17 protein-coding genes are annotated in these 17192 nt (G+C 68.7%); 9 read left to right on the top strand and 8 right to left on the bottom strand.

The window, feature by feature from the left end; all coding sequences use genetic code 11:
* The first annotated feature begins 61 nt into the window (after positions 1-61).
* From AVME950_RS13475 to AVME950_RS13460, 4 genes are all read left to right on the top strand, one after another.
* Complete coding sequence (locus tag AVME950_RS13475; protein ID WP_284430178.1) at positions 62-970, top strand: LysR family transcriptional regulator; 909 nt, start codon at positions 62-64, stop codon at positions 968-970.
* Positions 971-1174: 204 nt separating this feature from the next.
* The gene (locus AVME950_RS13470) at positions 1175-1480 is read left to right on the top strand and encodes a winged helix-turn-helix transcriptional regulator (RefSeq protein ID WP_092744314.1); all 306 of its coding nucleotides are present in this window, start codon (positions 1175-1177) and stop codon (positions 1478-1480) included.
* Between the two features lie 145 nt (positions 1481-1625).
* A complete protein-coding gene (locus AVME950_RS13465) occupies positions 1626-1985 on the top strand; it encodes an FKBP-type peptidyl-prolyl cis-trans isomerase (RefSeq protein ID WP_284430177.1) in 360 nt (119 codons plus the stop codon).
* 221 nt (positions 1986-2206) lie between these two features.
* Positions 2207-3286, top strand: coding sequence for a TIGR03118 family protein (locus AVME950_RS13460; protein ID WP_284430176.1), 1080 nt, complete (start codon positions 2207-2209; stop codon positions 3284-3286).
* 63 nt (positions 3287-3349) lie between these two features.
* Here the strand turns inward: AVME950_RS13460 and AVME950_RS13455 are convergent, their stop codons facing one another.
* The 4 genes from AVME950_RS13455 to ppsA form a co-directional block, all read right to left on the bottom strand.
* Positions 3350-3841, bottom strand: coding sequence for a hypothetical protein (locus tag AVME950_RS13455; protein WP_284430175.1), 492 nt, complete (start codon positions 3839-3841; stop codon positions 3350-3352).
* Positions 3842-4008: 167 nt separating this feature from the next.
* Positions 4009-6102, bottom strand: coding sequence for a VC_2705 family sodium/solute symporter (locus AVME950_RS13450; RefSeq protein WP_284430174.1), 2094 nt, complete (start codon positions 6100-6102; stop codon positions 4009-4011).
* The gene (locus AVME950_RS13445; RefSeq protein WP_284430173.1) at positions 6095-6457 is read right to left on the bottom strand and encodes a DUF4212 domain-containing protein; all 363 of its coding nucleotides are present in this window, start codon (positions 6455-6457) and stop codon (positions 6095-6097) included. Before AVME950_RS13445 ends, AVME950_RS13450 begins: the two co-directional genes overlap by 8 nt.
* Before the next feature lie 19 nt (positions 6458-6476).
* Positions 6477-8867, bottom strand: coding sequence for a phosphoenolpyruvate synthase (gene ppsA / locus AVME950_RS13440; RefSeq protein WP_284430172.1), 2391 nt, complete (start codon positions 8865-8867; stop codon positions 6477-6479).
* 218 nt (positions 8868-9085) lie between these two features.
* On the opposite strand from ppsA, the gene ppsR reads away from it, so the two are divergent.
* The gene (gene ppsR, locus AVME950_RS13435) at positions 9086-9907 is read left to right on the top strand and encodes a posphoenolpyruvate synthetase regulatory kinase/phosphorylase PpsR (protein WP_272568151.1); all 822 of its coding nucleotides are present in this window, start codon (positions 9086-9088) and stop codon (positions 9905-9907) included.
* A 42-nt stretch (positions 9908-9949) separates the two neighbouring features.
* Positions 9950-10246 (top strand): hypothetical protein, encoded by a 297-nt coding sequence (locus tag AVME950_RS13430; protein WP_284430171.1) that lies wholly within the window; start codon positions 9950-9952, stop codon positions 10244-10246.
* Positions 10247-10303: 57 nt separating this feature from the next.
* On the opposite strand, the gene AVME950_RS13425 is transcribed toward AVME950_RS13430, so the two are convergent.
* Positions 10304-10645, bottom strand: coding sequence for a hypothetical protein (locus tag AVME950_RS13425; protein WP_284430170.1), 342 nt, complete (start codon positions 10643-10645; stop codon positions 10304-10306).
* A gap of 302 nt (positions 10646-10947) precedes the next feature.
* Here AVME950_RS13425 and AVME950_RS13420 point away from each other — a divergent pair, with 302 nt between their 5' ends.
* A complete protein-coding gene (locus AVME950_RS13420; RefSeq protein WP_284430169.1) occupies positions 10948-11460 on the top strand; it encodes a GAF domain-containing protein in 513 nt (170 codons plus the stop codon).
* A gap of 81 nt (positions 11461-11541) precedes the next feature.
* On the opposite strand, the gene AVME950_RS13415 is transcribed toward AVME950_RS13420, so the two are convergent.
* A complete protein-coding gene (locus AVME950_RS13415; RefSeq protein ID WP_284430168.1) occupies positions 11542-12441 on the bottom strand; it encodes a LysR family transcriptional regulator in 900 nt (299 codons plus the stop codon).
* 109 nt (positions 12442-12550) lie between these two features.
* Between AVME950_RS13415 and AVME950_RS13410 the strand changes: the two genes are divergently transcribed.
* Positions 12551-13522, top strand: a complete 972-nt coding sequence (locus AVME950_RS13410; protein ID WP_272568140.1) for a Bug family tripartite tricarboxylate transporter substrate binding protein — start codon at positions 12551-12553, stop codon at positions 13520-13522.
* 48 nt (positions 13523-13570) lie between these two features.
* Positions 13571-14422 (top strand): substrate-binding domain-containing protein, encoded by an 852-nt coding sequence (locus AVME950_RS13405; RefSeq protein ID WP_502869401.1) that lies wholly within the window; start codon positions 13571-13573, stop codon positions 14420-14422.
* 194 nt (positions 14423-14616) lie between these two features.
* Here AVME950_RS13405 and AVME950_RS13400 read toward each other — a convergent pair whose 3' ends face one another.
* Both AVME950_RS13400 and AVME950_RS13395 read right to left on the bottom strand, forming a co-directional pair.
* The gene (locus AVME950_RS13400; protein ID WP_284430167.1) at positions 14617-16827 is read right to left on the bottom strand and encodes a phosphocholine-specific phospholipase C; all 2211 of its coding nucleotides are present in this window, start codon (positions 16825-16827) and stop codon (positions 14617-14619) included.
* A 40-nt stretch (positions 16828-16867) separates the two neighbouring features.
* Positions 16868-17044 carry a hypothetical protein gene (locus AVME950_RS13395; protein WP_284430166.1) on the bottom strand — a complete coding sequence of 59 codons (177 nt, stop codon included), beginning with the start codon at positions 17042-17044 and terminating at the stop codon, positions 16868-16870.
* Between the last annotated feature and the right edge of the window lie 148 nt (positions 17045-17192).

Below are 17192 nucleotides of genomic sequence, written 5' to 3'. Positions count from 1 at the left end.
GAAGGCCTAAGATTCCAGGCAGGAAAATCTTGAATCCCTTCCCTTCTTCCACATTCCTTCCATGCGCCTGCCCGACCTCCAGACCCTCAAGCTCTTCGTGGCGGTGTGTGAGCACCGCAACATCGCCCGCGCGGCGGAGCAGGAGTCCATCGTCGGCTCGGCGGTGAGCAAGCGGCTGGCGCAACTGGAGGACACGCTGGGCACGCCGCTCCTGGTGCGCAAGCGCCACGGCGTGGTGCCCACCGCCGCCGGCGAAACCCTGCTGGAACACGCCCGCACCATGCTGGCGAGCGTGGACCGCATCGAGCGCGACATGGCGGCCTTCGCCACCGGCATCCGCGGGCACGTGCGCATGCTGGTCACGGCCTCCGTCATGGCCGAATCGCTGGCGGACGACGTGGCGGCCTTCCTGCAGAACCCCGCGCACCGCGACATCCAGGTGAGCATGGAGGAACGGGTGAGCCCCGAGGTGGTCCGCGGCATCCGCGAAGGCAGCGCCTCCATCGGCATCTGCTGGGACGCGGCCGATCTGCAGGGCCTGGAAACGCGCAGCTACCGGCACGATCACCTGGCCATCGTCGCCCACCCCTCGCACCCGGTGGCGCGCCAGGACAGCGTGCGGTTCGCCGACGTGCTGGGCTACGAGTTCGTGAGCATGCCGGCCCTGAGCGCCGTGCACGTGCTGCTGGCGCGCGCCGCGGCGGTGGAGGGCAAAACGCTGGTGCACCGCGTGCTGGTGTCCAACTTCGATGCGGCGCTGCGCGTGGTGCGCGCCAACCTCGCCATCAGCGTGGTGCCCGCCGAGGTGGCGATGCCGTTCGCCGCGGCCACGGGGGTGCGCATCGTGCCGCTGGCCGACCCGTGGGCCCGGCGGCGGTTCGCGCTGTGTTTCCGGCCGGCGCCGGGCCTGGCGCCGGCCGCCCAATTGCTGGTCGCGCACCTGGTGTCGGCGGGTGCCGCTGCGCGCTGAGGGAGCGTCCACCGGGGCCGTGGCAGGAGTGCAACAATCCTGTAACACCTGAGTATTTTTACCCCGCAGCGCAAGTGGGGTGCTGCTCTGGAGCTATTAAACTTGTAGCAAAATGGTTTCCACGCTATATTCACAGCGTTCCGGCCGCCCGGGTTTTGCCCGCTGCCGGATTTCTATCTCTCTATCGCGCAAGGAGAAGCTTTCATGAGCTCCAAGGAAAACGCCGCCATCAACCAGCTGTTCGAAAAGCTCGAATGCCGCTATGCGTTGCGCGTGCTCTGGGCCCTGCGCGACGGCCACCCCCAAACCTTCCGGCTGCTGCAGGACAGCGTGGGCGGCATCACGCCCAACACGCTGAACACCCGCATCAAGGAACTGCGCGAAGCCGGCCTGCTGGACCACGGCAACGACGGCTACACCGTCACCCCCTCGGGCGTGGACCTGCTCAAGCGGCTGTCCGACGTGCAGGCCTTCGCCACCCGCTGGGTCGCGGCGCGGGTCAAGAAGTAAGTCGAACAAGCCGGCGCGAGGCCCCTCCAGCGTCCGCCACCCTGCCCGACCCGCGCGCTGCGCGGGTTTGGTCTTTTAGGGCTCCAGCGCAATAAGCACTAGGGCATATCGCTATCATTTCAGTAGCACTTCGAAAGGAACACCCATGGCATTCACCACCACCCCCTCCGGCCTGCAATACGAAGACACCGTCGTGGGCGAAGGCGCCGAGGCCACGCGCGGCAACCACGTCAGCGTGCACTACACCGGCTGGCTCTACAACAGCGGCGAGCAAGGCGCCAAGTTCGACTCCAGCCGCGACCGCAACGATCCGTTCGAGTTCGGCCTGGGCGCCGGCATGGTGATCAAGGGCTGGGACGAAGGCGTGCAGGGCATGAAGGTGGGCGGCCAGCGCACGCTGATCATTCCAGCCGCCCTGGGCTACGGTGCCCGCGGCGCCGGTGGCGTGATCCCGCCGAACGCCACGCTGAAGTTCGACGTCGAGCTGCTCGGCGTCGGCGGCTGATCGGCGCGGCGCGGTCCGCACCGAGACCGGCGCCCGGTGGGCGCCGCCTCCCCCCAAAGGGCTGTGCCTTCGCAAGAAGGCATGGCCCTTTTTCCATGTGGAGCGCCCTTGCCTGCCCGCCAGCGCTTCCATTTTCTTTTCACCACCCCCCACAACCTTTGGCAACGCTGCCCGCACTCACGACGGCAGAAAAATGACTGCGATCTTCCAACGGAGCAATCTTGAAAATATCCAGAATCTTGTGGGGTGCGGTGCCGGCGACGGCGTTGGTGCTGGCCGGCTGCGGCGGGAGCGACGCCCCACCGACGGTCACCTCCTTCACGGCCAAGGCCGTGGTGTCCGACGGCAGCATTGCAGGCACGCAGACCGATGCCAACCTGAAGAACGGCTGGGGCATCGCCTTCAACCCGAACGGCTTCGTCTGGGTGACCGCCACGGCCACGCAGAAGTCCACGCTCTATGACGGCAACGGCGTGCCGCAGACCCTGGTGGTAACCGTGCCCCCGGCCGGCAGCGCTCCGGCCAACCCCACCGGCATCATCTTCAGTGGCACCAGCAGCTTCCCGGTCACCAAGAACGGCGTGACCGGCCCCAGCCGCTTCGTGTTTTCCAGCGAAGACGGCAGCCTCTCCGGCTGGAGCCCCGCAGCCGATCTGGCCAACGCCATCGTGACCTACCGGGACGGCGGCGGCGCGGTCTACAAGGGCCTGGCCGTGGCCACCCGCAGCGGCGCGGACTTCCTGTATGCCACCGACTTCCGCAACAACAAGGTCGACGTGTTCGACACCAGCTTCCAGAAGGTGCAGCTGGCGGGCAGCTTCGCCGATCCGCAGCTGCCCGCCAACTACGCGCCCTATGGCATCCAGACCATCGGCACGCGCATCTACGTGACCTATGCGCAGCAGGACGCCAACCGGCGCAACGCCGTGGCCGGTGCCGGCCTGGGCGCGCTGAACGCCTTCAACACCGACGGCACGCTGGCGCAGCGCATCGTCACGCCCGGCGCCACGCTCAACGCGCCCTGGGGCATCGCCCAGGCGCCTGGCAACTTCGCCGGGGCCAGCAGCCGTCTGATCATCGCCAATGAAGGCGACGGCACGCTGCAGGCGTTCGACCCCGCAACGGGCGAATGGAACGGTGCCCTGGCGCAAAAGGACGGAACGACCCTGCAGCTGGACGGCGTGCGTGGCATCGCGTTCGGCAACGGCCTGAACCAGCAGCCGCTGAACACGCTGTTCTATGTGGCGGGTCCGAACAAGGGCGTGAACGGCGCCTACGGCCGCGTGGACGTGCAGCCCTGATCCGCGCCTTCCTGCCGCATCGCCACGGCGCTGCGGCAGGACCGGCCCGCTGCGCAGGGCCGGTCAGCCGAACAGCGCCCGCTCCAGGCGCCGGTATTTTTCATCGCCCACCAGTTCGCGGATCTTCGGCGCCAGTGCGGCGAGGTCGTCGAAACTGCGCGCGCCCTCGACCGCCAGGTTCAGCCGAAAGCCGCGCAGCCCCAGGCTGGACGTGATTTCCGTGGCGATCGGATAGGCTGCCTGGTAGCGCTCCATGGGCGAGGATGCCTCGCCGGTTGCCGGGGCCGCACCCGACGCGTCCGCCGGGGCCGGCATGCCCTCGGGCGACGCGTTCTGCAGGTCCGGCGCACTGCCGTCCGGCAACGACAGCAGGCCCTGCCCGACCATTGCCAGCACGTCGTCCATGCCGATGCCCATGGTCGCGGTGGCCGCCAGTACCTGCGCCAGCGTGCGCTTGCCATCGAACAGGATGAAGGCCGAACGCTGCCGCGAGGTCAGCGCGCCGTGGCGGTCCTTGAGGGCCAGATGGCCTGCAGATGTCTTGACGAGTAGCACGGTTCCCCCTGATCGTGTTCGGCGGCGTCGGGGACACGCGCCCGGCCGATGGTTGGGCGCAGCGTCGCACGCGGTCGGGGCTTTGTGAATCCGGGTTTATCCATAACCACCATCCCCGCCGCATCGCCGCGAGCCCCAGCGTGCGCCGTGGCGCGCGCACCCGCCGTTCACATCCCCGGCAGGCGCGAATGGACCGACGGCCCGGCCCCCGGCGCCCGCGTGAGCAGGCTCACCAGCCACGCGGTCGCAAGGCCCACCGGCACGCCGAACACGCCGGCCGAGATCGGCTGGATGCCGAACCACAGGCCGTCCGCCAGCAGCACGGCAGGCACCACGGCGCGCACGGCCTCCACATGCGACAGCAGGTAGTACACGGTCACGCCCAGCCCGCACAACATGCCCGCCACCGCGCCCTGCCGCGTGGCGCCGCGCCAGAAGATGCCCAGCACCATGGCCGGCACGAAGGCCGAGGCGGCGAGCGAGAACGAGGCCGACACCATGGGCAGGATCTCCGAGCGCTTGAGCGCCGCCACGAACGCGGCGGACAGCGCCACCGCCAGCAGGGTGAACTTGGTCAGGATCACGCGCTGCTCGGGCGACGCCCTGCGGCCCGTCTCGTGAAAGTACAGATCGCGCACCAGCGCATTGCTGATGGTGAGCAGCAGGCCATCGGCCGTGGAAAGCGCCGCCGCCAGCCCGCCCGCGGCGACCAGCCCCGAGATCACATAGGGCAGCCCGCCCAGTTCGGGCGTGGCCAGCATGATCAGGTCGGCGCCGAAGCGGATCTCGCCGAACTGCACGATGCCGTCGCCGTTCACGTCCTCCACCGACAGCAGCGCCGCATCCACCCGTGCCCACTGCCCGATCCAGTTGGGCAGCGCATCGAACGGGCTGCCGACCAGGTTGCTCATGACCTCGAACTTCACCAGCACCGCCAGCGCCGGCGCGCTGAGGTACAGCAGCGCGATGAAGAACAGCGACCAGGCCACCGAAGAGCGCGCGGCCGCCACCGAGGGCACGGTGTAGTAGCGCGTGAGCAGGTGCGGCAGCCCGGCCGTGCCGACCATGAGGCAGAACATCAGCGCGAGGAAATTGCGCCGGGTGTCCTCGTACGCCCGCTGCGCCTCGGGCGGGCCATCCGGGTCGCCCACGTAGGGCTGGCTGTGCGCGGGCAGGCCGCCCAGGGGGCGGGCACGCTCTTCGCTCTCGCGCATTTCGCGGCTCCAGCGCTCGCGGGCCGTGTCCTCGTCGCGCGGCATGGTGGCCAGCTCCCGGCTGGCCGCCACGATGAGGCCGACGTCCGCGTTCTGGTCGCGCAGCTGGCGGATGCGCTGGCGGGCCGCTTCGCGCTCGCGCTCCAGCGCCGCGCCCACGTCCTGCAACCGGGCCTGCAGCTCCTGCGCCCGCGCCTGGTAGGCCGCCACCACCTGCCGCTCCGCGGGATCGGCGAGCAACCGGGCCTCCATGTCGGCGATCTTGCCGATCTGGGTGCCATACACCAGCGGCGCCAGGGGATTGCCCAGCTGCTTGTAGGCCAGCCAGGAGACGGGAATGAGGAACGCGAGCAGCAGCATCACGTACTGCGCCACCTGCGTCCAGGTGATGGCGCGCATGCCGCCCAGGAAGGAGCACAGCAGCACCCCGCCCAGTCCCAGCATGATGCCGATCTCGAACTGCACGCCCGTGAGCCGCGAGGCGATCAGGCCCACGCCGTAGATCTGCGCCACCACGTAGGTGAACGAGCACAGCACGGCCGCGAGCGCCGCGATCACGCGAGGCCAGCGCCCGCCGAAACGCACCTGAAAAAACTCCGGGATGGTGTAGAGGTTCATGGCCCGCAGGTGCGGCGCGATCAGCAGCGCCACGAGGCAGAACCCGCCCGTCCAGCCCAGCAGATAGGCCAGCCCGCCGGCCTGCCCCGGCACGCCCGAGAAGCCCTGCAGGTACAGCGCGCCCGACAGGCTGATGAACGAGGCCGCGCTCATCCAGTCGGCCGCCGCCGCCATGCCGTTGTACACGGGCGGAATGCGGCGCCCCGCGACGTAGTACTCGTCGGCATCGGTCGTGCGCCCGTACACGCCGATGGCCGCATAGACCATGACGGACAGGAACAGGAAGATGGGGCCGATCCAGTGGCGCGACAGGCCGCGCTGCTCGGCCCAGGCCATGATGGCCAGGAAAGCGATCACCCCGGCCACGTAGAGCGCGAGGATGCGGCGCAGCCGCCGGCCGTAGGCGGCTTGCGGCGGCGCGTCAGCCATGCGGCTTGCCGGGGGCGCCCGGGCCCGGCGCGTCGGGGGTGGACGGCGGCGTGCCCGCACCACCGGCCACCGCGTTCGCGTCCTGCCGCTCGAAATGGTTCATCGCCACGCAGTAGATCGCCACGATGCCGATGAACACCAGCACCGCGCCCTGCGACGCGATCCAGTACCCCAGCGGCCAGCCGCCCACCACCATGAACTGCAGGTCGCGGGCGAAGTAGCAGGCCCCGAAGGACACTGCGGCCCAGACCAGCAGCAGGCCCGCCTTCAGCCAGAGGTGGCGGGCATCGTGCAGGTCGGGCGGAAAGGGATGTCCGGCCCCGGGCTCCTCGATCGCCGATGGGCGCGTGGGCATGGTCGCCGGACCGGGCCCGTCAGCGGGCCAGTTGCTGCCAGGTGGCGATCACGCTGTCGGGGTTGAGCGAGATCGACGAGATGCCTTCCTTGGCCAGCCACTCGGCGAAGTCCGGGTGGTCGCTGGGGCCCTGTCCGCAGATGCCCACGTACTTGCCCTGGGCCTTGCAGGCGGCTATGGCGCGCGACAGCAGGGCCAGCACGGCGGGATCGCGTTCGTCGAAGTCCTGCGCGAGCAGCTCGAGCCCCGAGTCGCGGTCCAGGCCCAGCGTGAGCTGGGTCAGGTCATTGGAGCCGATCGAGAAGCCATCGAAGTACTGCAGGAACTCGTCCGCCAGCACGGCGTTGCTGGGCACCTCGCACATCATGATGACCTTCAGCTCCGCCTCGCCGCGCTTCAGGCCATGCTTGGCCAGCAGCTGGGTGACCTTGTCGGCCTGCCCCAGCGTGCGCACGAAAGGCACCATCACCTGCACGTTGGTCAGGCCCATCTCGCCGCGCACGCGCTTGATGGCGTCGCACTCCATCGCGAACGCCTCGCCGAAATCGGCGCTGATGTAGCGCGCCGCGCCACGGAAGCCCAGCATCGGGTTCTCTTCCTCGGGCTCGTAGCGGCTGCCGCCGATGAGCTTGCGGTACTCGTTGGACTTGAAATCCGACAGGCGCACGATCACCGGCTTGGGCCAGAAGGCGGCGGCGATGGTGGCCACGCCCTCGGCCACCTTGTCCACGTAGAACGCACGGGGCGAGGCATGGCCGCGCGCCACCGATTCCACGGCCTTCTTCAGGTCGGCATCGACGGCGGGGTAGTCCAGGATGGCCTTGGGGTGCACGCCGATGTTGTTGTTGATGATGAACTCCAGCCGGGCCAGGCCCACGCCGTCGTTGGGCAGCTGGCAGAAGTCGAAGGCCAGTTGCGGGTTGCCCACGTTCATCATGATCTTGGTGCCGATCTTGGGCATTTCGCCGCGCTGCACCTCGGTCACTTCGGTTTCGAGCAGGCCGTCGTAGATCTTGCCGGTGTCGCCCTCGGCGCAGCTCACCGTCACCAGCGTGCCGTCCTTGAGCAGGCTGGTGGCGTCGCCGCAGCCCACCACGGCCGGAATGCCCAGTTCCCGCGCGATGATGGCCGCGTGGCAGGTGCGCCCGCCGCGGTTGGTGACGATGGCGCTGGCGCGCTTCATCACAGGCTCCCAGTTGGGATCGGTCATGTCGGTGACCAGCACGTCGCCGGGCTGCACCTTGTCCATTTCGGCGATGTCGCTCACCAGGCGCACGGGGCCGGTGCCGATCTTCTGGCCGATGGCGCGGCCCTCCGCCAGCACGGTGCCCGTGCCTTTCAGCTTGAAGCGCTGCTCGGCCTGGCCCTTGGACTGGCTCTTCACCGTCTCAGGACGGGCCTGCAGGATGTAGAGCAGGCCGTCGGTGCCGTCCTTGCCCCATTCGATGTCCATCGGGCGGCCGTAGTGCTGCTCGATCACCAGGGCGTAGTGGGCCAGTTGCTCCACGTCGGCATCGGACAGCGAGAAGCGGTTGCGCTGCTCGGTCGCCACGTCCACCGTCTTGACCAGCTTGCCGGTGGCGGCCTTCTCCTCGGCCGAGGCGAAGACCATCTGCACCAGCTTGGAGCCCAGGTTGCGGCGGATCACGGCCTTGTTGCCCGCCTGGAGCATGGGCTTGTGCACATAGAACTCGTCGGGGTTCACGGCGCCCTGCACCACCGTCTCGCCCAGGCCGTAGCTGCTGGTGATGAAGACCACCTCTTCGAAGCCGGATTCGGTGTCGATGGTGAACATCACACCGGCCGCGCCCAGGTCGGAGCGCACCATGCGCTGCACGCCGGCCGACAGGGCGACCACGTCGTGCGCGAAGCCCTTGTGCACGCGGTAGCTGATGGCGCGGTCGTTATACAGGGAGGCGAACACCTCCTTCATCTTGTGCAGCACGTCGTCGATGCCGACCACGTTGAGAAAGGTTTCCTGCTGGCCGGCGAACGAGGCGTCGGGCAGGTCTTCCGCCGTGGCGGACGAACGCACGGCGAAGCTCGCCTGGGGGTTGCCTTCGGACAGTTTTGCGAAGGCTTCCGCGATCGCCTGCTGCAGGTCAGCCGGGAACGGCTGGGCCTCGACCATGGCACGGATCTCGGCGCCGGCAGCGGCCAGGGCACGCACGTCTTCGGTGTCCAGCGCGGCGAGGCGCTTGCTGATCTTGTCGGCCAGGCCGTCGTGGGCGAGGAACTGGCGGAACGCGTGGGCGGTGGTGGCAAAGCCCGTGGGAACGCGAACGCCCTGGGGCAGCTGGGAGATCATCTCGCCGAGGGAGGCGTTTTTGCCGCCCACCGACTCGACGTCGGTCATTCTCAGGTTTTCAAACGGAACGACCAGGGCGGTCGCGTTGAAGAGTGCAGACATGGGATAGCTCCAGAAGTTGAAACTGGGTCTGCGCCTGCGCTCCGGGGGAGCAATCGCGGGCGAGCGCCCATGCACGGCGTTCGGCTTTGGTGTTGTGGTTGTGGGCCGCCGGGGTGCATGGTGAGAATTTGGATAATGGGCGCCATTGTAGGCTTGCCCTGCGCGGCCGCGCTGGCGGCGGGCTGACGGATCGTCCCCCTTCTTCGGAACCCCTGCCCATGCACACGCGCACCGTTTTCTTCATCTCCGACGGCACCGGCATCACGGCCGAAACCTTCGGCAACGCCATCCTGGCCCAGTTCGACATGAAGCCGCGCCACGTGCGCCTGCCCTTCATCGACACCGAGGACAAGGCGCACCAGGCCGTGCGGCAGATCAACCACACGGCGGACGTGGAGGGCAAGAAGCCCATCGTCTTCACCACCTTGGTCAACATGGGCGTGCTGCGCGTCATCCAGGAAGGCTGCAAGGGCATGCTGCTGGACATGTTCGGCACCTTCATCCGGCCGCTGGAGACCGAGCTGGGCACCAAGTCGCACCACCGCGTGGGGCGTTTTTCGGACGTGAGCCTGAGCAAGGAATACACCGACCGCATCGAGGCGATCAACTTCAGCCTGGACCACGACGACGGCCAGAGCCACCGCGACCTGGCCGGCGCCGACGTGATCCTGGTGGGCGTGTCGCGCAGCGGCAAGACCCCCACCAGCCTGTACCTGGCCATGCAGTGCGGCCTTAAGGTGGCCAACTATCCGCTGATTCCCGAGGACTTCGAGCGGCGCCAGCTGCCCCCGGCGCTGGAGCCGCACCGCAAGAAGATCTTCGGGCTGACGATCCAGCCCGAGCGGCTTTCGCAGATCCGCAACGAACGGCGCCCCAACTCCCGGTACGCGGCGCTGGACAACTGCCGCAACGAGGTGTCCGAGGCCGAGGCGATGATGCGGCGCGCGGGCATCCGCTGGCTGTCCACGACCACCAAAAGCATCGAGGAAATCGCCACGACCATCCTGCAGGAAGTGCGTCCCGAGCGGCTGGTGTATTGAATCGCGGCGATTTCGACAAAGGTAAAAATGCATCCGCAACCCATGAACAAACCTTTGCGGATCACCCTGCATGTAGCGTCCATCCTGGGCCTGCTGATCATGGCGCTTCTGCCACGAAATCAATACGACTTCATGCACGGGATGGACCCGTCCATTCCCGCCAACGCCATCGAAAACGGGTCGGGCAATGCCATCGTGGCGGCGGGTGCGATCTTTGCCCTTGTCGCAGTGGTCCAGATCGCCATCGCGGCGAAGGCCTCCCGGCCACGGGCCCGCGTTCTGCCCGTGGTGCTCGTTCTGCTTGGCCTGGCGATCCTGGCGATCAAGGTGGCCGGCTGAGTCGAAGAGGCCCGATGTCCGGCCCAGTTCTGCCAAAGGTGCGGCAGGACCGCTGGCCTACTGCACCGCCTCCGGTGCCGCGTGCCACAGGGCCTGGGGGCGGGGCTCGGGGTCGCGGTTTTCTTGCGCTGCCGCCTGGCGCTCCGGCCCCGGGGTCCAGTGGGTCTGCAGGCTGCGCAGCATGGTGCGAAAGTGCGAGGTCAGCCCCGGCATCTGCGACAGGGCCTGCAGGTTCACGATGATCTTGCGGGCCATGGCATCGCGATACGGGGCCTCGGCGGTGTGCGCGTGTCCCGTCATGAGCGCCATCGTGCTGGCCAGCAGCGCCTCGGTGCAGGGCAGGCGGTATTCCTCGTCGGTGGGGTTTTCAGTGTCCGGGCACGGTGCATCGGCAGCCATGGTCAAGCCTCCTTCGGAATTGCAACAGACCAGGCCAGCCACACCGCGGGCAGCTTGCGGCCCGGAGGGCCAACGACACCGCACGCCGAATCCACCATCCACGGACCGGACAGCGGATGCGCCATGCGAACGGGCGCAAACCTGGATCATTTGGGAAACGAAAGCGCTGGCTCGGAGCGCCGCACCCCACGGGTTGGCGCCTGGCTGGCTGCAGCACAGTATATGAGAATAATTCTCAAGCCGATGATGTCATTCGGCCCGGTGCTCCGCCGCACGCAGGCTCTGCCTTTAGACTGACAGGCATGCTTCTGGACTACGACCCCAACGACCTCGACGTCAAGATTTCGGAGCTGCTGGTCGCCACCAGCGACTCCGCCGACCCTGAACTTCCTGCCGCCGTCCCGGCGGTGCTGAAACTGCTGCGCACGCGGCTGGGCATGGACGTGGCCTTCGTGTCCCAGCTCACGGACGACCACCGCACCATCATGGCCGTGGACAGCGCGCCGGATTTCTCGCCGGTGGAAGTGGGCCGGTCCGACCCGGTCGAAGAAAGCTGGTGCCAACGGGTGGTCGAAGGCCGGTTGCCGGAACGGATGGAAGATGCCGCGCCCTACATCGCGTCCGGCAAGGCGCCGGACCCGGGGTTCCCCGTCGGCACCCATCTGAGCACGCCGGTGCGCCTGTCCGGCGGGGCGGTGTATGGCACGCTGTGCTGCTTCAGCCGCGGCGTTCGTGCCGATGCGGACATCGACCGGCTGCGTTACACGGCCAACCTGCTGGCCGCGCGGCTGGCGCCGGGTTCGGCAGGGGCTTGAGCAGGCCTTGCGCCATGCCATCAGGGCGGCGAATGCGCGCCGGCCTTCAACGCCCCTGCCCTTCGAATTCAACCGGCTGCGTCAGACCACGGCATGCATCTGCAGCAGGCGCTGCCGCAGGGCCTCGGCCACCGGGCTGAGTTCGCGCGAGCGCCGCTGCAGCAGCCCCAGGGTGCGCCACAGGTCGGGCCCGGTCAGCGGCACACCGCACACCTGGGAATGCGCGGGCGGCAGCGCCAGCTGCGGCAAGGCCGCCAGCCCCAAACCGGCCTCGACCAGGGCCAGCGCGCCGGTCACATGGTTGCATTCGTACCAGGCGACGGGAGGATTCGGCAGTTCCGCCATGGCCTGGTCCAGCAGCAGGCGGTTGCTGCTGCGGCTGGAGACCGACACCAGCCGCTGGCCGGCCAGTTCCTCCCAACGCACCTCGGTGCGCCGGGCCCAGGCGTGGCTGCGCGGCATGGCCAGCACGTAGCGTTCGCGCAGCAGCGGCTGGAACAGCAGCGCCGACTCCTGGGTGCCAGTGAAGCTCAGGCCGAAGTCCGCCTCGCCGCGGGCCACGGCTTCCAGCACCTGCTGGGCGTTCTCGTCGATCACGTGCACCTGCACATCGGGCATCGCCTGCGCGAAGGACTGGAGCGCCCGCGGAAGCAGGTGGTTGGCCACGGACGGCACGCAGGCAATGGTCACGCGGCCCCGGCGCAGCTGCACCTGGTCGCCGAAGCGCTGAACCGCCTCGTCCAGCCCGGTCAATGCCATGCGCGCCTCGTGCAGGAACTCCTGGCCCATGGCGGTCAGCTCCACCGTGCGGGTGGTCCGCTCCAGCAGCCGGGCACCGAGCGCGGATTCCAGCCGTTCCACCCGCCGGCTCAAGGCCGGGGCGGACAGGCACAGGATCTCGGCCGCCACGCGGAAGCTGGACTGGTCCGCGGTGACCACGAAGGCCTGCAGTTCCTTGAGGTCGAATTTGATGCTTCGCATGCAACAGTCGTTTCGTAAATTGCAATTTACGGATCATTGTGCCCCTCCTACGATGCGCCCTTGATCGCCAGGCCAACGACCCGGCGGCGCTTTCCCGGAGACATACCCCATGCAACGACGCCCCCTCATCGCGGCAGCCTTCCTGGCCGCCAGCTTCCCCCTCGCCAGCACCGCCCAGGCGCAGGACTTTCCGCCCAAGAAGCCGGTGACCCTCGTGGTCGGCTTCGCCGCAGGCGGCTCGGCCGACATCGCCGCCCGCATCATCGCCAAGAAGCTGGGCGAGAACATCGGCCAGAGCGTGGTGGTGGACAACAAGCCGGGAGCCGGGGGCAACCTGGCCCATGCCCAGGTGGCCAACGGCCCGTCGGACGGGTCCATGCTGCTGTTCGGCTCCATCGGGCCGCTGAGCATCGCGCCCCATTTCATGAAGGTGGCGTACGACCCGCTCAAGGACCTGGCGCCCATCTCGATGGGCGTGGCCTTCCCGAACGTGCTGGTGGTGCCCGCGAGCACCGGCATCAAATCGCTCGGCGATTTCGTGGCCAAAGCCAAGCGCGAGCCCGGCAAGCTGGACTACGCCTCCACCGGCCCGGGCTCGGCCGCGCACCTGGCGGGAGAACTGCTCAACGACGTGGCGAAGATCGACACGCTGCACGTTCCCTACAAAGGGGGCGCCCCGGCGCTGCAGGACGTGCTGGGCGGGCGGGTCACCGCGTTCTACGCCGCACCGCCCTCGGCCCTGCCCCACATCGAATCGGGCAAGCTCATTCCCCTGGCGACCACCGGCCTGACGCGCCCGGCATACCTGCCCAACGTGCCCACCGTGGCGGAGACCTACCCGGGCTTCAACGCCACCAACTGGTATGCCTTCGTGGCCTCGGCCAAGACGCCCAAGCCCCTGCTGGACCGCTGGAACACCGAGATCGTCAAGGTGCTCAACACGCCGGAGGTGCGCGACAACCTGCTCAAGCACGGGCAGACCGCCAGCCCCACGGGCCGCGAAGAGCTTGGCCAATTCATCGCGGCGGAGCACGCCAAGTGGGGCCGCATCATCCGCGAACGCAAGATCACCGCCGACTGAGACGGCAGGCCGGACGCATTCCCCCAAAAAAATCAGGAGACAAAGGACATGCCGCTCAACCTCCCGCTCACACCGGCCCCCACCACGGCCACGCCCAGCAACGCCCGGCGCCGCATGCTGCGCACCCTGCTGGGCACCGCCCTGGGCCTGGGCCTGGCCCTGGGAGGCGCCGCGCCGCCCGCTGCCCAGGCCTCGGAGATCCGCGTGGTCACCTCCGGCGGCTTCTCGGCCGCCTACGACCAGCTGGTGCCGCTGTACGAGCAGGCCACCGGCCACACGGTCGTCACGGCGCGTGGCGCATCGCTCGGCAACGCGCCCGACTCCATCCCCAGCCGCATGGCGCGGGGCGAGCAGTTCGACATCGTGATCCTGGCCGATTCGGGGCTGGACGAATTGACGGCGCAGGGCAAGGTGCAAGCGGGCAGCCGCGTCGACCTGGCCCGTTCCATGATCGGTATGAGCGTGCGCAAAGGCACGCCCAAGCCGGACATCAGCAGCCCCGAAGCCCTCAAGCAGACGCTGCTCCAGGCCCAATCGGTCGCCTATTCCGCCAGCGCCAGCGGCACCTACCTGGTCAACGAACTGTTCCCGCGCCTGGGCGTGGCCGAGGCGATGAAGACCAAGGCCACCAGGATCTACAGCGAACGCGTCGGCGCGGTGGTGCTGCGGGGCGATGCGGAGCTGGGCTTCCAGCAGGTGAGTGAATTGCTGCCGTTCAAGGAGCTGGAATTCGTCGGCCCCTTGCCGGACGCCGTGCAGCAGCGCGTGTTCTTCTCGGCTGGCGTGGCCGAGGGCGCGCAGAACGCGGATGCCGCGCGCCATCTGATCCGCTTCCTGGCATCGCCAGCGGCCGCCCCGATCGTGCGCAGCACGGGCATGGAGCCCGCGGCCACGCGCTGAGCGGGCGGGCGCTGAGCGGGCGGGCGGTCCGCACCGGCAATCGCCCTGGAGAGGCCTGAGGCCAAAACGGCCTCCAGCACAATAAACACTAGGGCATTACGCTATACAAAATATAGCAAACCCACTACGACGGTGCCTCGGTGAGGCTGCTGCGCCCCCACCCGGGCGGCGCGGGCAGGCCCCTTCCTTGGCGATCAACGGCCGCCCTGCCCCATGGCGGGATCGCTGAAGCCGTCGCGGCCCGTCTCCACCCGCCCGGCAAAGCGGCGGACGAACCCCGGCAGCGCGCTGCACGTGACCTGGAAGTCGTACCAGCGGGCGCTGCCGCCCAGGTCCCACTGCAGGTCCTGCGCCTGGCCCGGCGCCACCGTGGCGGTCCAGGGGCCGTCCTGGCGGTAGGCCAGGGCCTGCACGCGCAGCACGGCTTCCGCAGCGCCCGCGTTCATCAAGGTCAGGTGCACGTTGCCGTTGGCGATGTCGTAGCACACCCGCACTTCGGGCTGGGGCACGCCGGGGGCGCGCAGCGCGCCGAGCTGGCCCGCGAAGCTGCGGTGGAACCCGTTCGGCCCCAGCACCCACAGGTCGTAGGCGCCCGCATCGTCCGTGCCGGCATTCCAGCGGTCGTCGAGCTGCTTGCCCGCCTCCACCACGTAGCGGCGCGGGGCGCGGTCCAGGTGCAGCCGGTCGTAGACGTGGAAGACGGCCGCGCTGGTGCCGGTGTTCGAGAACAGCAGTTGCACCGTGCCCGCGGCCGGCTCCGCCCGGGCGCTGGTGTGCAGCTCGTACGGCAGCGCGCGCGAGGGCCGGGCCTGCACGGCCTGCTGCGGCAGGGCCTGCGGCGTGGGCACGGCGATCTGCGGCAGCGCCCCTTGCGCGGCGCGCAGGGCGTCGGCATCGTCCCGCGTGCGGCGGCCGGCGAGCGTGGCGAGCGGCCCGTCGTTGGGCGTGGCGAAGTTGAAGGCCGTGGTGAGGTCGCCGAACACCGCGCGGCGGTAGGGGCTGATCTGCGGCTCCTGCACGCCGAAGCGGGCTTCGAGAAAGCGCAGCACGGAGGTGTGGTCGAAGTTCTGCGAATTCACCCAGCCGCCGCGGCTCCACGGGGAGATCACCCACATCGGCACGCGCGGCCCGGGGCCGTAGCAGTCGCCATCGGGCGGCGGCATGCCGGTGCCGGGGACCGGGGTGTGCGTGTAGTACTCGTAGGCCATGTCCCGGTCGCTCAGCGTGGACTTGCCGATCTTGCCGCCGCTGGCATCCAGCGACGGCGCGCACGGCGGCGGCAGGTGGTCGAAGTAGCCGTCGTTCTCGTCGAAGTTGATGAGCAGCACGGTCTTGCTCCACACGTCGGGATTGGCCGTGAGGGCATCGAGCACCTCCTGCACGTACCAGCCGCCCTGCACCGGGCTGGAAGGGCCCGGGTGTTCAGAGTACGTGGCGGGCGGGATGACCCACGACACCTGCGGCAGCGAGCCGTCGAGCACCGCTTTGCGGAAGGTGCCGAGAAAGCCGCCGTCCGGCATGGTGTTGGCAATGCCCTTGTAGAGCGGGTTGCCGGTGTTGTCGCTCGCGGGGTCGTAGGCGGGGTTGACGTCGCGGTCATGGTAGACCGGCTTGCCCGAGGCGAGGTTGGCCTGGCGGTACTGCGGAAAGCCGAAGAGCGGGTTGTCGGTGAAGTTGTCGGGCATGTTCTGGTAGACCATCCACGAGACGCCGGCCTTTTGCAGGCGCTCGGGGTAGGTGGTCCAGTCGTAGCCGCCGGTGCGGATGTCGGTGTCCGAGTCGAGCTCGTCCAGGGCGTTGTTCACCACCACCCGGCCGGAGGGACCCGTGGCGCCGTTGGTGCCGGTCCAGTGGAACAGCCGGTTGGAATTGGTGCCGCCGTGCAGCGAGCAGAAGTACGCATCGCACACCGTGAAGGCTTCGGCCAGGGCGAACTGGAACGGGGCCTCCTGCTGGGTGTAGTAGCCCATGGACTGGGGCTGCTTGTAGCGCGCCCACTCCTGCATGCGGCCACGGTCCCAGGCGTTGCGCGCGTCGACCCAGCTGTGGGGCGTGCCGCTCACGCGCTGGGCATTGCCGGCCTTCTGGTCCAGGTGGTAGGGCAGCACGGGCGCGCCGTTCTTGTCCAGTTGCTGCCACACGCTGCGGCCGCCGGCCACGGGGATGGTGAAGCGGTCGCCGAAACCGCGCACGCCGGGCAAGGTGCCGAAGTAGTGGTCGAAGGAGCGGTTTTCCTGCATGACGATCACGACGTGCTCCACGTCCTGGATCGTGCCGGTGCGGTGGTTGGCCGGAATGGCCAGAGCCCGGCGGATGCTGGGCGGGAACAGGCTCAGCGCCGCGGCGGACGCGGTGGTGCCGGCTGCGGCCTGGAGGAACTTGCGTTTCCGGGAATCGATGGTCATGGTGTGCTCTGCGTGGGTTCGACGGGGAAGGCGTGCGCGATCAAGGGGCGCAGCGCAGCTGGGTCTTTTCGGCGCCCGGGGCATCGGCGGAGGTGCCGCCTCCCCCACTGCCGCCGCAGCCCGCCAGGGCCAACGCCATCGCCGAACCGGCCAGGAACAAGAAAAACGGCCGCGCCCAGCGGGGGCGCGATCGGGGGGCTGCAGGGATCAAGGTCATGGAAAGGTCTCGCGGGTCGAGTGGATCAAGCGGCGGACTGGGCCAAAGACCGAACTTCGGGGCGACCGCCTTGCAGTTGCAGAAAAGTGCATAAACGCAGGAATCTGCAACCCGAATGATCCGCCCGCACCGTGTCAGCGCCATGACG

It is taken from the genome of Acidovorax sp. SUPP950 (assembly GCF_030158935.1).
In the GTDB taxonomy this organism is placed as follows: domain Bacteria; phylum Pseudomonadota; class Gammaproteobacteria; order Burkholderiales; family Burkholderiaceae_C; genus Paracidovorax.
The sequence above is the reverse complement of the archived record's forward strand: the minus strand, read 5'-3'. Positions and strand labels throughout refer to the sequence as shown.